At 73.3% G+C, this 13,857-nt stretch carries 15 protein-coding genes; 9 read left to right on the top strand and 6 right to left on the bottom strand.

Annotated features, from left to right (window positions below; translation table 11 throughout):
• Window positions 1–17: 17 nt before the first annotated feature.
• Complete coding sequence (locus ACGF3J_RS22580; RefSeq protein WP_393854537.1) at window positions 18–203, top strand: hypothetical protein; 186 nt, start codon at window positions 18–20, stop codon at window positions 201–203.
• An 83-nt stretch (window positions 204–286) separates the two neighbouring features.
• Here ACGF3J_RS22580 and ACGF3J_RS22585 read toward each other — a convergent pair whose 3' ends face one another.
• Window positions 287–1,648, bottom strand: a complete 1,362-nt coding sequence (locus tag ACGF3J_RS22585; protein WP_393854538.1) for a S1 family peptidase — start codon at window positions 1,646–1,648, stop codon at window positions 287–289.
• Window positions 1,649–1,801: 153 nt separating this feature from the next.
• On the opposite strand from ACGF3J_RS22585, the gene ACGF3J_RS22590 reads away from it, so the two are divergent.
• Complete coding sequence (locus ACGF3J_RS22590; protein WP_393854539.1) at window positions 1,802–2,980, top strand: MalY/PatB family protein; 1,179 nt, start codon at window positions 1,802–1,804, stop codon at window positions 2,978–2,980.
• 57 nt (window positions 2,981–3,037) lie between these two features.
• The gene (locus ACGF3J_RS22595; RefSeq protein ID WP_161331493.1) at window positions 3,038–3,433 is read left to right on the top strand and encodes a PPOX class F420-dependent oxidoreductase; all 396 of its coding nucleotides are present in this window, start codon (window positions 3,038–3,040) and stop codon (window positions 3,431–3,433) included.
• A gap of 7 nt (window positions 3,434–3,440) precedes the next feature.
• On the opposite strand, the gene ACGF3J_RS22600 is transcribed toward ACGF3J_RS22595, so the two are convergent.
• Both ACGF3J_RS22600 and ACGF3J_RS22605 read right to left on the bottom strand, forming a co-directional pair.
• Complete coding sequence (locus ACGF3J_RS22600) at window positions 3,441–3,854, bottom strand: Zn-ribbon domain-containing OB-fold protein (RefSeq protein ID WP_125491774.1); 414 nt, start codon at window positions 3,852–3,854, stop codon at window positions 3,441–3,443.
• Between the two features lie 138 nt (window positions 3,855–3,992).
• Window positions 3,993–4,739 carry a TetR family transcriptional regulator gene (locus tag ACGF3J_RS22605; protein ID WP_393854540.1) on the bottom strand — a complete coding sequence of 249 codons (747 nt, stop codon included), beginning with the start codon at window positions 4,737–4,739 and terminating at the stop codon, window positions 3,993–3,995.
• Between the two features lie 128 nt (window positions 4,740–4,867).
• On the opposite strand from ACGF3J_RS22605, the gene ACGF3J_RS22610 reads away from it, so the two are divergent.
• Window positions 4,868–5,728, top strand: coding sequence for a hypothetical protein (locus ACGF3J_RS22610; protein WP_393854541.1), 861 nt, complete (start codon window positions 4,868–4,870; stop codon window positions 5,726–5,728).
• A 10-nt stretch (window positions 5,729–5,738) separates the two neighbouring features.
• Window positions 5,739–6,227, top strand: coding sequence for a flavin reductase family protein (locus ACGF3J_RS22615; protein WP_393854542.1), 489 nt, complete (start codon window positions 5,739–5,741; stop codon window positions 6,225–6,227).
• Between the two features lie 14 nt (window positions 6,228–6,241).
• On the opposite strand, the gene ACGF3J_RS22620 is transcribed toward ACGF3J_RS22615, so the two are convergent.
• The gene (locus ACGF3J_RS22620; RefSeq protein WP_185832296.1) at window positions 6,242–6,625 is read right to left on the bottom strand and encodes a hypothetical protein; all 384 of its coding nucleotides are present in this window, start codon (window positions 6,623–6,625) and stop codon (window positions 6,242–6,244) included.
• Between the two features lie 339 nt (window positions 6,626–6,964).
• Window positions 6,965–7,882, bottom strand: a complete 918-nt coding sequence (locus ACGF3J_RS22625; protein ID WP_161328879.1) for a MurR/RpiR family transcriptional regulator — start codon at window positions 7,880–7,882, stop codon at window positions 6,965–6,967.
• Window positions 7,883–8,074: 192 nt separating this feature from the next.
• Between ACGF3J_RS22625 and ACGF3J_RS22630 the strand changes: the two genes are divergently transcribed.
• On the top strand, window positions 8,075–8,236 hold the full coding sequence (locus tag ACGF3J_RS22630) for a hypothetical protein (RefSeq protein WP_163015713.1): 162 nt from the start codon (window positions 8,075–8,077) through the stop codon (window positions 8,234–8,236).
• A 139-nt stretch (window positions 8,237–8,375) separates the two neighbouring features.
• Here ACGF3J_RS22630 and ACGF3J_RS22635 read toward each other — a convergent pair whose 3' ends face one another.
• Window positions 8,376–9,023 carry a nucleoside/nucleotide kinase family protein gene (locus tag ACGF3J_RS22635; RefSeq protein WP_393854543.1) on the bottom strand — a complete coding sequence of 216 codons (648 nt, stop codon included), beginning with the start codon at window positions 9,021–9,023 and terminating at the stop codon, window positions 8,376–8,378.
• A 54-nt stretch (window positions 9,024–9,077) separates the two neighbouring features.
• On the opposite strand from ACGF3J_RS22635, the gene ACGF3J_RS22640 reads away from it, so the two are divergent.
• The 3 genes from ACGF3J_RS22640 (at window position 9,078) to ACGF3J_RS22650 (ending at window position 13,830) form a co-directional block, all read left to right on the top strand.
• Complete coding sequence (locus tag ACGF3J_RS22640) at window positions 9,078–9,818, top strand: beta-phosphoglucomutase family hydrolase (protein ID WP_161331962.1); 741 nt, start codon at window positions 9,078–9,080, stop codon at window positions 9,816–9,818.
• A complete protein-coding gene (locus ACGF3J_RS22645) occupies window positions 9,815–12,169 on the top strand; it encodes a glycoside hydrolase family 65 protein (RefSeq protein WP_393854544.1) in 2,355 nt (784 codons plus the stop codon). Before ACGF3J_RS22640 ends, ACGF3J_RS22645 begins: the two co-directional genes overlap by 4 nt.
• Before the next feature lie 185 nt (window positions 12,170–12,354).
• Window positions 12,355–13,830: a hypothetical protein gene (locus ACGF3J_RS22650; protein WP_393854545.1), complete on the top strand. Its 1,476-nt coding sequence runs from the start codon at window positions 12,355–12,357 to the stop codon at window positions 13,828–13,830.
• The last annotated feature ends 27 nt before the right edge of the window (window positions 13,831–13,857 follow it).

Genomic DNA, 13,857 nt, shown 5'->3' on the forward strand with positions numbered 1-13,857 from the left:
TTCACGCCCGTCGCCGTATGCTTCACAGCATGTCCACCACTGTTGAAGCCTCCTCCGAGCGATCGGCTGCCGAGGTCAACGAGGAGATCCGGGCCCTCTGGCTCCGGTCGGGCGGGACACTGAGCGTCGAGCAGCGCGCGGAGTACCAGCGGCTCGTCATGGAGTGGGCCAGCGCGGCCCCGGAGGCCGCGAAGGCCGCCTGACCGCCGTCCGAGCCTCCTCGGCGCATCGGCGCCCCCGGCCCGCGGCGTCCGCCCCACGCGGACGCCCTTCTCGTCGCCCCGGCTCAGCCCCACGTCGCCGAATAGTGCCGCCGGTACGCCTTGCGGTCCGCCTCGGCACGGATCCACCGCGTGGCCACCAGAGCCATGAGACTGCCCGCCACGACCAGCAGACCCGGGCCCACGTTGCGCCGGTCCGTCAGCCGGGCCAGCAGCGTCGAGCCGTCGACGCCCGTCACGGGAGCCGCCGCCCCCGGTGCCGCGGCGCCGGGAGCACCGCCACCGGCGGCCGGCGCCGAGGGTGCGGCGCCCGGTCCGGACCCCTGCTGCCCGGCGACGATCAGGCGGACGCCGAGCGACTCCATGGCCTCCGGCAGCGGCTGGAAGAACGTCGTGCCGCCCTTCGCGCAGTCGCCGTTGCCGCCCGAGGTCACTCCGAGCGCGACGCCCTCGGAGAACATCGGCCCACCGCTGTCCCCGGGTTCGGCGCACACGTCGGTCTCGATCAGCCCGCTGACCGTGCCCTCCGGGTAGTTGACCGTCGCGTCCAGTGCTGTGACCTGCCCGTCCCGCAGCCCGCTGGTGCTGCCGCTGCGGAACACCCGCTGTCCGACGGCCGGTTCGCCGGTGCCGGTGATCCGCACCCCCTTGCCGTCGCCCACCGCCACCACGTCGGCGCCGTCGCCCGCCTTGCCGTTCGCGTACTCCACCAGGGAGAAGTCGTCCCCGGGGAAGCTGCCCGCGACCGTCTTGCCGACCTGCCGGTCACCCCCGCCGTCACGGAACCAGACCGACCCCGTCGGTCCGCAGTGACCGGCGGTCAGGATGAACTCGCTGCGCCCGTCGGTCACGTTGAACCCCGCCGAACACCGCCCCGCCGTGGACAGGATCGGCACCGCGCCGTTCAGACGCGTGGTGAACGCGCCCTCGGTGCGCTCCATGCGGACGAAACCGCCGATGCCCTCCGCCACCCCCGTCAGCCGCGACCAGTCCGGCGTGGAGACGGTGCGGTCACCGCGGACGACCACCTCGTTCGACCGGTAGTCGAGCGCCCACGCCGTGCCCGGCACCCGGGGCGCCGAACGCAGCGTCGAGGTCGCCGACCTCAGCTCCGACATGCTGTGCCGTACGACCTTCGCCTCGGCGCCGGCCCGCCGCACGGTCTCCGCCGTGCGCTCGTCGGTGACGGCGACGACCGGCCGCCCGTCGGCACCGACCCAGTGGCCCGCCGTGCGCTCGTCGCCCAGCTCCGACACCAGGCCGGCACCGGCGCCGGACGCCGTCTGCGCCAGGGTGCGCGGCGCCGCCGACACGTCGGGCGGCTCGCTCGCCACGGCCCGGGTGACCATGGTCCCCCCGACCAGCAGTCCGCCGACGGCCGCCAGCCGTGCCACTCGCCGGACCATGCGTCGTCGTGCGTGCCTCATGCGTGCGCTCCCGAACCCCGACACGCGGTGTCACCACCGCGGGGGCCTCCGGACGTCGAGCGCCCTCCTCCCATACGGGGACGGACACGCGGGTGTTCACCGGGCCGGCGGCCTTGTTTCCCCGCTCCGGCGGGGCGGCCTATCTTGTGCCCCATGACCCGCATTCCGCACGACCGGCCCGGTGACCCCGACCCCCTGCGCGCCCTCACCCTGGACCAGCTGCGCCGCCGTACGAGCATGAAGTGGCGCACCTACCCGGCGGACGTACTGCCGCTGTGGGTGGCCGAGATGGACGTGCCGCTCGCCCCCGCCGTCGTGCGCGCGGTCACCGAGGCCATGCACCTCGGCGACACCGGCTACCCCGTCGGCACCGCCTACGCCGAGGCCCTCGCGGACTTCGCCGGCAAGAGGTGGGGCTGGGACGACCTGGCGGTGGAGCGCACGGCGATCGTGCCCGACGTGATGCTGGGCGTCGTCGAGATGCTCAAGCTCGTCACGGGGCCCGGCGACCCCGTGATCGTCAACCCGCCCGTGTACCCGCCGTTCTACCAGTTCGTCGGCCACCTGGACCGGCGGATCGTCGAGGCGCCCCTCGGCCCCGGCCTGCGGATCGACCTCGGGGCGCTGGAGGAGGCGTTCCGGCGGGCCGTGGCCGGCGGTGGGCGGGCCGCCTACCTGCTGTGCAGCCCGCACAACCCGACCGGCACCGTGCACACCGCCGACGAGCTGGCCGCCGTCGCCGCCCTCGCGGAGCGCCATGGCGTCCGGGTCGTCGCCGACGAGATCCATGCGCCGGTCGTCACCGGGGACGCGCGGTTCGTGCCCTACCTGAGCGTCCCCGGCGCCGGGCGCGGGCTCGCGCTGATGTCCGCGTCCAAGGGCTGGAACCTGGCCGGACTGAAGGCTGCGCTCGCCCTCGCCGGCCCCGGGGCCGCCGACGACCTGGCCCGGATGCCGGAGGAGGTCGGCCATGGCCCGAGCCACGTGGGTGTGCTCGCCCACACCGCCGCCCTGCGCGAGGGCACCGACTGGCTGGACGCGGTACTCGCGGGGCTCGACGAGAACCGGCGGCTGCTCACCGGCCTGCTCGCCGAGCAGCTGCCCGGGGTCGTCCACCGTGCCGGGGAGGCGACCTACCTGGCATGGCTCGACTGCCGGGCGCTCGGTCTCGGCGACGACCCGGCGCGGGTCTTCCTCGACCGGGGGAGGGTGGCCCTCAGCTCCGGCATCCCCTTCGGCACCGGCGGAGCGGGGCACCTGCGGCTCAACCTGGCGACCTCGCCGGAGGTGATCACGGAGGCGGTGCGGCGGATGCGGGCGGCCCTGGAGTGAGGGACGGGGTGACGGATGACGGTGTGAACCGGGGGCCTGGCCCTAGACTTCGGGACCATGGACGACGCGTCACTGGACCGGCTCGGCGCCGGCAAGTACCTGCTGGTCACCACCTACCGGAAGAACGGCACCCAAGTGGCCACCCCGGTGTGGGTGGTACGGGACGGCGACGCGCTCGGCGTCTGGACCGCCGCCGACTCCTGGAAGGTCAAGCGCGTGCGCAACCGCGCCGACGTGCTGATCGGCCCCTGTGACGTGCGCGGTCGGCCGACCGGCGACCAGGTGCCGGGGACGGCGGAGATCTGCGACGCGGCCACCACCGCCCGCTACCGGAAGCTGCTCGCCCGCAAGTACGGCGTCCTCGGCAGGCTCACCCTCTTCGGCAGCCGGCTGCGCCGGGGGCTGGACGGCACCCTGGGCATCCGCATCACGCCCGCCCCGCCCGGGCCCTGACCGCCCCTCAGGTCCAGGCCCGGTACGGCTCGTCGACCAGCTGGAAGACCGGCTCGCCCCGCACCGGGTCCTTGGCCGTGGACAGGCGCACCCGGTCGCCGCTGTGGATGCCGATGAGCGGGCCCATCACGCGGCCGCGCAGCACGAAGCCCTCGGCCATCTCTATCAGGGACACGTTGCGCGCGGCGGGGCTGTTGCGGTGCACCACCGTGGCGTGGCGCACCGTGCCCGTGCCCTCGCTGCGTTCGGTGCGCAGCTCACTGCCGCGACAGACCGGGCACAGCACCCGGTGGTACATCGCGGTGCCGCACCAGGTGCAGCGCTGGAAGAAGACGGCCTCGGTGTCTGGCGCCTGCGGGTCGAGCACGCCCGTCGGGGAGCCGGCTGTCCGCTGAGCGACGTTTCCTGAGTGGTGGTACACGCTGGTCAACTCCCTGCACTCGGGCCGGAATCCCGCGTGCGCGGTCGCCGGGCACGCGTGTGCGCGGCTGGTCCGTGCCACCGTGCACGCGACTGAGCGTATGGCACTCAGTGTCACACGTAAAGGCACTCCGTACCCTCAATTGGGCGTGCGGTCGTCCGTGAAGGCCGTCTCGATCTCCCGGAGGACCTGCCACAGCGGCGTTCCGCGCCGCGTGGCCACGACCACCAGGTCCTCGGGCGACCCGCCCCGGGGTGCCGGCGGGACGTCGCCGAACGTGGCCTGGGCGTAGCCCAGCGCGTGGTCCACCGCGGCGCCCGCGTCATCCCGCCCGTCCGAACGGAGCCAGCTCCGCAGGGCGTTGTTGTGCGCCGCGACCACCGCGGCAGCGATCACGTCGGCGCGCAGCCGGCCGTCCGGCCGTCCGCCCAGGCGCCCGCGCAGATACTCGGCGAGGGCCCGCTCGTAGCGCCACACCACCGACAGCTCGTAGGCGCGCAACCCGGCGACCTGCTTGGTGAGGTGGTAGCGCTGCACCGAGAAGTCCGGGTTCTCGGCGTACATGCGCAGCACCAGACGGGCGGCGTCGCAGACCCGCCGCACCGGGTCGGCGTCCTCGGGCGAGGCCGCCAGGAAGGCCGTCATGTCGGCCAGGCAGCGCTCGTGGTCCGGGAAGACCACGTCCTCCTTGGACGGGAAGTAGCGGAAGAAGGACCGCCGTCCGACGCCGGCCAGGGCGACGATGTCGTCGACGGTGGTCTGTTCGTAGCCGCGCTCCAGGAACAGCCGGAAGGCCGCCGCGACCAGCGCCTCCCGCATCGGCGGCCGGGCACCCGCCGCGTCCGTCCCGTCCCCGCGGCGGGGCGCCGCACTGCTGGTGCTCATGAGGGGGAACGTAGCAGTTCACCGCCGTGCATGGCACTGAGTGCAGCCCTGAGAGGGAACTGAGTGCGCTCGTTACCAGGCTGTCCCGGTCGCATACGATCACTTCCGATCAGCAACGAGGAGTCCGCATGCCGTCCGCCCGCCCCCGCCTCCTGTACGTCACCGACCTGGCCTACGAGGCACGCGGACGGCGTTACTGCGACGAGGACATCTTCCTGACCTCCCGGCTGCGCGAGGAGTTCGACCTGGCCCTGTGCCACCCGCGGGACGCCGCCGCACTGCTGGACGCCTTCGACGCCGTCGTCGTCCGCAACAGCGGTCCGGTGCTCGGCCACAAGGACGCGTACGACGCCTTCCGCGAGCGGGCCGCAGAGCGCGGAACCCTCGTCTACAACCAGCTCACCGGCCGGGCCGACATGGCCGGCAAGCAGTACCTGCTCGACCTGACCGCTGCCGGCTTCCCGGTCATCCCCACCGCCGACCGGGCCGAGGACCTGCACCTGCTGCCCGTGGCCGACGAGTACGTCGTCAAGCCCAGGCGCGGCGCGGACTCGGCGGGCCTGCGGATCGTGCCCGCGAGCCGGGTGCGCGAGGCGCTGGCCACCGGCGCCGGGGATCTGCTCGTCCAGCCGCGCGTGGACTTCGCCTACGAGGTGTCCTTCTACTTCGTCGACCACGACTTCCAGTACGCCCTGTACGCGCCGCGTCCCGAGTGGCGCTGGCAACTGGAGCCGTACGACGCCACCGTGGCCGACCTCGGCTTCGCGCGGCGGTTCGTCGAGTGGAACGGCGTCGACCACGGCGTCCAGCGCGTGGACGCCTGCCGGGCGCCCGGCGGTGAGCTGCTGCTGGTCGAACTGGAGGACCTCAACCCGTACCTGTCGCTCGACGCCCTGGACGAAGCGGGCCGCGACGCGTTCGTCGGCGCCCTGCGCACCGCCCTGCGGCGCCTCCTGGCGACCCGGCCCGCCGAGGCCGACAGGACCTAGCATGGCGGTCATGGCCGCCATGGACGTCTTCCTGCACCGGCTCGACCCCGACATGTGCGTGGTGACGGCCGCGGCGGGCGGGGAACGGGCGGGGTGCCTGGTCGGGTTCTCCTCGCAGTGCTCCATCGACCCCGTCCGGTACGTCGTGTGGCTCTCCGAGGTCAACCGGACCTACCGGGTGGCGTCCTCCGCCGACGTCCTGGCCGTGCATCTCCTCGCCCGCGACCAGCGCGGGACCGCCGAGCTGTTCGGCGGACGGACCGGCGACGATGTCGACAAGTTCCACGGGGTCCGTCGGCGCGAGGGGTACGGCGGGGCCGTCGTGCTGGAGGACGCGGAAGCGTGGTTCGTTGGGCGGGTGGTGGCGCGGGCACCCGGGGGCGACCACGTGGGTTTCGTCCTCGAACCGGTCGAGTGGGGCGGGCGCGAGGCGTCCGCCGGACCGCTGCTGCGCCTCGACGACGCCCGCGCCATCCGCCCCGGCCACCCGGTGGACTGACCCGGGCGCGGGGGTCAGCGTCCGGCGGAGCCCCGTTCGACCAGGGCCTCGGTGACGGCCCGCACGCTGCGCGCGATGTGCTGCAACTGGAGCACCTCCGCCGCGTACAGCTTGATGGTGTGCTCGATGACCCCCTCGTGCAGACCGAGCCGCGGCAGGTCCGCCCGCGCGGTCTGCAGCGCGGTGCGCGCCACCCGGATCTCGTGCTGCACCTGGATCTGCGCGTGGCGGGCGAGCAGCACGGGGTGCCGGATCAGCGCCGGATAACCGGCGTACCGGGCCGGCACCAGTTCGCGCAGCCACTTGGCCGCCGAGCGTTCCCAGTCGTAGCTGCCGGGGGCCTTGACCTGGCAGGGCCAGTCCGGGCTGATGCGCGTGGTCGTCAGGGGCATGATCATCGCTTCCGGGTGTGCGGCGTCGACGGGGTGGGCGACGGGTGGGGGCGGTCCCGGTCCAGGGGACGACCGGGACCGCCGCGGGCGCTCGCGCTGGCGATGCCCGACCGGAACATCCCGGTGCGCCGGAGCGGGTAGGAATCGGCGTCCGGAGATGTTCGCGGCAGGTGTGGACGCGGTCCGGGACGGCCGGGTCGCGATCCGTGAGCAGTATTTATATATGCCATCTGCTTTGCAAGACGTATGAAAACATTCATGCCTGCTTTGCCGTGGATGGCCCCCGTATGCGCCGACCAATCTCCACGCCGCCCCCTCGTCGAGGAGACGACCCGTCCCCGCGGCTCAGTCGCGCAGGAAGAAGTGGTGCTGGTCGGCGACCTGCTCGTACTCCTCCAGCCGCGCCTGCGTCCGCTCCGGATCGGCGTCGGTCATGGCCTGGAGCAGCGCCGCGCACATCACGCCCGGGGCGGCGTAGGAGTCGAAGACCAGCCGCGAGCCGGTGCCGGTGGCGAAGGTGACGTCGGCCTCGTCCACCACCGGGCCGAGCGCCAGGTCGGTGATCAGCGCCACCTTGAGCCCGGCACCGCGTGCCACGCGCACGGCGCCCAGGGTCTCGTGGGCGTGCCGGGGCATGGAGAACGCCAGTACCCAGGTGCCGCCCGCCTCCCGGGACTGGAGCAGGGCGTCGTAGGCGACGGTGCCGCCCCGGGTCACCAGGCGTACGTCCGGATGGACCCGGCGGGCCGCGTAGGCGAAGTACTCGGCGAGCGAGACGGAGATGCGCAGCCCGAGGACGGTCAGCGGTGCCGAGGCGGCCAGCTTGCGGCCGACGTCGATCACCCGGTCCGCGTCGGCGAAGTCGCGCCGCAGGTTCTCCAGGTTCTCGATCTCGGCGTCCACGGCCGCCTGGAGTTCGTTGCCCCGGTTCTCCTCGGCCGCGACCGTGCCCCGGCTGCCCAGCGCGATCGACTGGAGCCGCTCGCGCAGCGCCGGGTAACCGCTGAAGCCGACCGCCGACGCGAACCGCGTCACCGAGGGCTGGCTCACCCCGACCCGGTCGGCGAGGTCGGTGATCGACAGGAACGCCGCCTCGTGCAGGTGCTCGATCAGGTACTGGGCGATGCGCCGCTGTCCCGGGGAGAGGCGGGGCCGGTCGAACAGCGTCCGGAGCCGGGAGGTGGGGGAGGCCGCCGCCTCCGGGGCCGCCCGTCCCGAGGTGATCGCCGATGCCTGGGCGCGTGCCTGCTGCGGCGATGGCACGGGTGCGCATCCTTTGTCTCCCACGAAGGTCAACATAGCTCACCCCCCGTGGTGGGCACGGCGGTCCGGCGAGCCCGCCCGGCGGGGGATAGCGGCGCGCCGTCCGGGAACCCGCCGCGTCGGAAGGTCCCGCCGGCCCGTGCGGCCCGCGGACACGAAACAGCACGCGGACACGGACGAGGAGCCCCAGTCATGACCGTCCCGGAAGAGAACCGGCCGAAGACCGACACCACCGAAGCAGCCCCGGACCGGCGCGAGGACGAGCCGCCGCGCCCGCCGGGCGGCACCGGCCGGACCCTGCGCGAGGCCCTGGAGGAGGCGCACGTCCGCCCGGACGACTACGCCGAGGAGTGACCCGCCCGCCGGGGCGAGCGAGGCGGGCGACGACGGGAACGCCGGACGGGCCTGGGGGTGTCGTTCGGATCCGGCACCGCGCAACGGCGCCTTGCAAGCGGCCAGACCCCGCGACCCGGCAAGATCCGAACGACACCCCCTAACCGCCCAGCACCTCCGCCGATACCACCAGGTCGGCCCGGTGCCCGCTCGCGGCGACCAGGTCCGCGTTGGCCTGGTCGGTGCCGAGGGCCCAGGCGCGCGCCTGTTCGGGGGATTTGCCGAACCGCTCGTGCCGGGCGATCAGCCGGCGGATCCGCTCCGCCTCGGTGAGCCCGCAGAACCACACCTCGTCGAGCCGGGACCGCACCCGCTGCCACGCGCCCGTCCCGAGGAGCAGGTAGTTGCCCTCCGTCACCACCAGCCGCGCCGACGGCGGCACGGGCACGGCCCCGGCGAGGGGCTGCTCCAGCACCCGCTCGAAGCCCGGCGCGTACACGATGCCGTCGCCGTCCTCCTCGCGCAGCCGGCCCAGCAGCGCCGCGTACCCGGCCGCGTCGAAGGTGTCCGGCGCGCCCTTGCGGTCGCGCCGGCCCAGCCGGTCCAGTTCGGCGTCCGCGAGGTGGAAGCCGTCCATGGGGACGTGCGCCGCCCAGGGATCGCCCGCGCCGTTCAGCTCCCGCACCAGACGCTCGGCGAGCGTCGACTTCCCGGCGCCGGGGGAGCCGGCGATGCCCAGGACCGCGCGCCGTCCGCCGGACGGGAGGGCGCGGGCACGGGCGAGGAGGTCGTCGAAGGTCAGCGGCACAGCGCACAGTGTGTCACCCGATGGGACGTGCCCCGGCGGGGAAGTGTGGGGTGTATGAGTACGCAGCTGGGACTTCCCGACGCCATCCAGGCCTGTCTCTTCGACCTCGACGGGGTCGTCACCAGGACGGCGGTGGTGCACGCCGCCGCCTGGAAGGAGACGTTCGACGCCTTCCTGCGAGAGCGCGACGGCGCGGACTTCCGCCCCTTCACCGACTCCGACTACGACGAGTACGTCGACGGCCGCCCCCGCGCCGACGGCGTCCGCTCCTTCCTCGCCTCCCGGGGCGTCGAACTGCCCGAGGGCGGACCCGACGACCCACCGGACGCGCCCACCGTCAACGGCGTCGGCAACCGCAAGAACGAACTGCTCCTGGCGAAGATCCGCACCGACGGCGTGGAGCCGTACGAAGGCACCCTGCGCTACATCGACGCGGTCCGCGCCGCCGGGCTCGCCACCGCGATCGTCTCCTCCAGCGCCAACACCCGGGACGTGCTCCGCTCCATCGACGCCGAAGGGCTGTTCGACGTGCGGATCGACGGCGTGGTCGCCCGTGAACGGAAACTGCCGGGCAAGCCCCACCCCGACACCTTCCTGGCCGCCGCCCGCGACCTCGGCGTCGACCCCTCCCGTGCCGCCGTCTTCGAGGACGCGCTGGCCGGCATGGACGCGGGGCGCTCCGGACACTTCGGCTTCGTCGTCGGCGTCGACCGCGTCGGCCAGACCGACGCCCTCTACGCCCACGGCGCCGACCGCGTCGTCAAGGACCTCGACGAGCTGGGAGGCCGCGCGTGATCACCAACCGGACGTACACCGTGGAACCGTGGCGGGTGCGCGAGACCTCCATCAACCTCGACCTCCTGGCCCAGAGCGAGTCCGTCTTCGCCCTGTCCAACGGGCACGTCGGCTGGCGCGGCAACCTCGACGAGGGCGAACCCCACGGCCTGCCCGGCAGCTACCTCAACGGCGTGTACGAACTGCACCCGCTGCCGTACGCCGAAGCGGGCTACGGCTACCCCGAGGCCGGCCAGACCGTCATCAACGTCACCAACGGCAAACTGCTGCGGCTCCTCGTCGACGACGAGCCCTTCGACCTGCGCTACGGACGGCTCCGCAAACACGAACGCACCCTGGACCTCAGGCGCGGCGTCCTGGAGCGGACCTGCGAGTGGACCTCCCCGGCGGGTACGACCATCCGGGTGCGCTCCACCCGGCTGGTCTCCCTCGCCCAGCGCGCCATCGCCGCCGTGGAGTACGAGGTCGAGCCCCTCGACAGCCGCACCCGGGTGGTCATCCAGTCGGAACTCGTCGCCAACGAGAGCCTGCCCCACCCCGACGGCGACCCCAGGGCGGCCAAGGCCCTCCAGTCCCCGCTGGAGCCCGAGGAGCACATTGCCCTGGGCACGCGGTTGCTCCTGGTCCACCGGACCCGGGAGAGCGGGCTCAGGGTCGCGGTGGCGGCCGACCACGTGGTGGACGGCCCCGACGGAACCGGCACCAGCGCGGAGAGCGTCGACGACGTCGCCCGGCTGACCATCACCTCGGTCCTCGAGCCGGGACAGCGGCTGCGGGTGCAGAAGACCGTCGCCCACGGCTGGTCGGGCGCCCGCTCCCGGCCCGCCATGGGCGACCAGGTCGACGCCGCGCTGGCCGCCGCCGCGCACGGCGGATGGGACGGCCTGGTCGCCGAACAGCGCGCCTACCTCGACAACTTCTGGGCCAGCGCGGACGTCGAGGTGCACGGCGACGAGGAGATCCAGCAGGCCGTGCGCTTCGCGCTGTTCCACGTGCTCCAGGCCGGGGCCCGCGCCGAGAAGCGCGCGATTCCGGCCAAGGGACTCACCGGTTCCGGATATGACGGGCACGCGTTCTGGGACACCGAGATGTTCGTGCTGCCCGTCCTCACCTACACCGCCCCCAAGGCCGTCGCCGAGGCCCTGCGCTGGCGACAGGACACCTTGCCCGCCGCCCGGGACCGCGCCACCCAACTCGGGCTGAGCGGCGCCGCCTTCCCGTGGCGCACGATCGACGGGTCGGAGGGCTCCGCGTACTGGCCGGCCGGCACCGCCGCGTTCCACGTGGCCGCCGACATCGCGCACGCCGCGGTCCGCTACACGGCGGCGACCGGCGACACCGACTTCGAACGCGACACCGCCCTGGAACTGCTGGTGGAGACGGCACGCCTGTGGCGCTCCCTGGGCCACCACGACCACCACGGCGTCTTCCACATCGACGGCGTCACCGGCCCGGACGAGTACAGCGCCATCGCCGACGACAACACCTACACCAACCTCATGGCCCGCTCGAACCTCCTCGCCGCGGCCGACGCCTGCGAACGCCACCCGGACGAGGCGACCCGTCTCGGTGTCGACGACGAGGAGAGCGCCGCCTGGCGGGACGCCGCCGAGTCCATGCACATCTCGTACAACGACGAGATCGGCGTCCACGAGCAGCACGCGGGCTTCACCCGCTACCAGCGCTGGGACTTCGCCTCGACGGCCGCCGACCAGTACCCGCTGATGCTGCACTTCCCCTACTTCGACCTGTACCGCAAGCAGGTGATCAAGCAGTCCGACCTGGTGCTGGCGATGTACACCTGCGGCAGCTGGTTCGACGCCCACTGCGACGAGGACCAGATCGCCGCGAACTTCGCCTACTACGAGCCGCTGACCGTGCGGGACTCCTCGCTGTCCGCGTGCTGCCAGGCCATCGTCGCCGCCCAGACGGGACATCTGCGCCTGGCCTACGACTACGCCGCCGAGGCCGCCCTGATCGACCTGGCTGACCTGGAGCACAACACCAGCGACGGACTCCACATCGCCTCGCTGGCCGGCACGTGGATGGCCCTGGTCGCGGGGTTCGGCGGCACTCGCAGGGAAGGCGACTGCCTCCGGTTCACCCCGCGCCTGCCCGAGAAGTTCAGCCGCCTCGCCTTCCGGCTCCAGTTCCGCGGCCGGTGCCTGAGCGTGGAGATCGACTCCGACCGGGCCACGTACACGCTGCTGACCGGTGATCCCCTGATCATCCGTCACCTCGGGACGGAGGTCCACTTGAACGGGGACGGTCCCGTCACCCTCCCCGTCCCCGCGCCGAAGCGGCGCCCCACACCCGAACAGCCCCTGCACCGGCGCCCCAACGAGCCCTGACCGGAGGGCGGCGAGCCCTCGGACACCGTGACGCACGACACTGCCCGACTGGCCGAGTTCTATCCGGCACTTCGCCGGGCCGCGGGTTAGTTTGACCTTGATTTCCGGGTTTCCGGGCTCCCGCCACGGGCGGCAGGAGGTGAGGACCGAGCGGCCCCGCGAGGTGCGGGGGTGAGGGGTGCACGATGGCCGGCGGCGCGAACGCCATTCTCGTGGGCAGACGGCGGGGCGAGACGGCGATGTCCGGCACCCCCCGACGCCTGCCCGTGGACCTCCTGCTCGCGGCGGTGGCCGCCGTCTTCACCGTCGCCCAACTGGTCCTGGTTCACCCGTCGATGGGCCTCGGCTGGGACGAGACGGTCTACGTCAGCCAGGTCACCACCCATCACCCCGCCGCCTTCTTCAGCGCACCGCGTTCCCGGGGCGTCCCCCTGCTGGTGGCGCCCGTCGCCTCCTGGTCGGCCTCCACCGAACTGCTGCGCGTCTACCTGGCCGTGCTCTCCGGGCTGGGTCTGTATCTGGCCCTGCGGGCCTGGCGGGGCCTGTTCCCGTCCCACGTCCTGGCCACGGCCGGAGCCTTCTTCGCCACCCTGTGGGTGACCCTCTTCTACGGTCCGCAGGCCATGCCCAACTACTGGGTCGCCATCGGCGCCCTGATCTGCGTGGGCTGCTTCCTCCGGGTCCTGCGGGGCGAGTCCGGCCGGCGTGCGCTCTGGGGCGTGGCGGCCGGCGCCCTCCTGATGGCCCTGATGCGGCCGACCGACGCCGTCTGGGTGGCCGTACCCCTGCTGCTGCTCGTCCTCCTGCGCCGCCACTGGACGCTGCTGCTCGCGCTGGCGGGGGGCCTGGCCGCCGGGGGACTGGAGTGGGTGATCGAGGCGTACGCCTGGTACGGCGGCCTCGGCGAGCGGCTGTCCAGGGCCTCCGAGATCCAGGGCGGCCTCGGCTGGAACTTCGCCGTCGACGACCAGATGCGCAGCCTGGGCGGACGCGGACTGTGCCGCCCCTGCACCGGAGCGATGCCGAACCCGCTGGTCACCCTGTGGTGGGTGGTGCTCCCGCTGGTCGCCGCCCTCGGCGTCGCCGTCGCGGTCCGGGCCCGGCGGACCTCGACGGCTCTGGTCCCCTTCGCCTGCGCCGTGACGTCCGCGCTGCCGTACCTGTTCATGATCGGGTATGCGGCGCCCCGCTTCCTCCAGCCCGCCTACGCCCTGCTGGCCGTCCCCGTCGCCGACGCGCTGTGGCGCCTGGTCAGGAACGGGCGCGGCCGGTGGCGGCCGGTGCTCGCGCCGCTGGTGGCACTCGCCCTGGCCGGGCATCTCGCGGCCCAGACGGCGGTTCTCACGGGCACCGTGAACCGCAATGTCGACAGCCGCCAGGACTGGACCCGTGTCGCCGACGAGCTGCACCGGCTCGGGGTGCGCCCGCCCTGCCTGATCACCGGCCACGAATCGATCCCCATCGGCTACTACACCGGCTGCTCGTCCGGCGAGACCAGCGGCAACAACGGGAACACCACCGCCGCCGAGATCGTGGACACCGCCTCCAGGATCCCGGTCGCCGCGATCACCGGCCCGGGCGGTACCGCGCCCGGCTACGCCCGCGACTGGACCCCGCACCGCATCACCGACCTGAGCATCCGCGTCGCACCCCCGGGTTAGAGATCGCGTATCGGGAAACGCGAACCG

This window comes from Streptomyces sp. NPDC048171, assembly GCF_043202655.1.
In the GTDB taxonomy this organism is placed as follows: Bacteria; Actinomycetota; Actinomycetes; order Streptomycetales; family Streptomycetaceae; genus Streptomyces.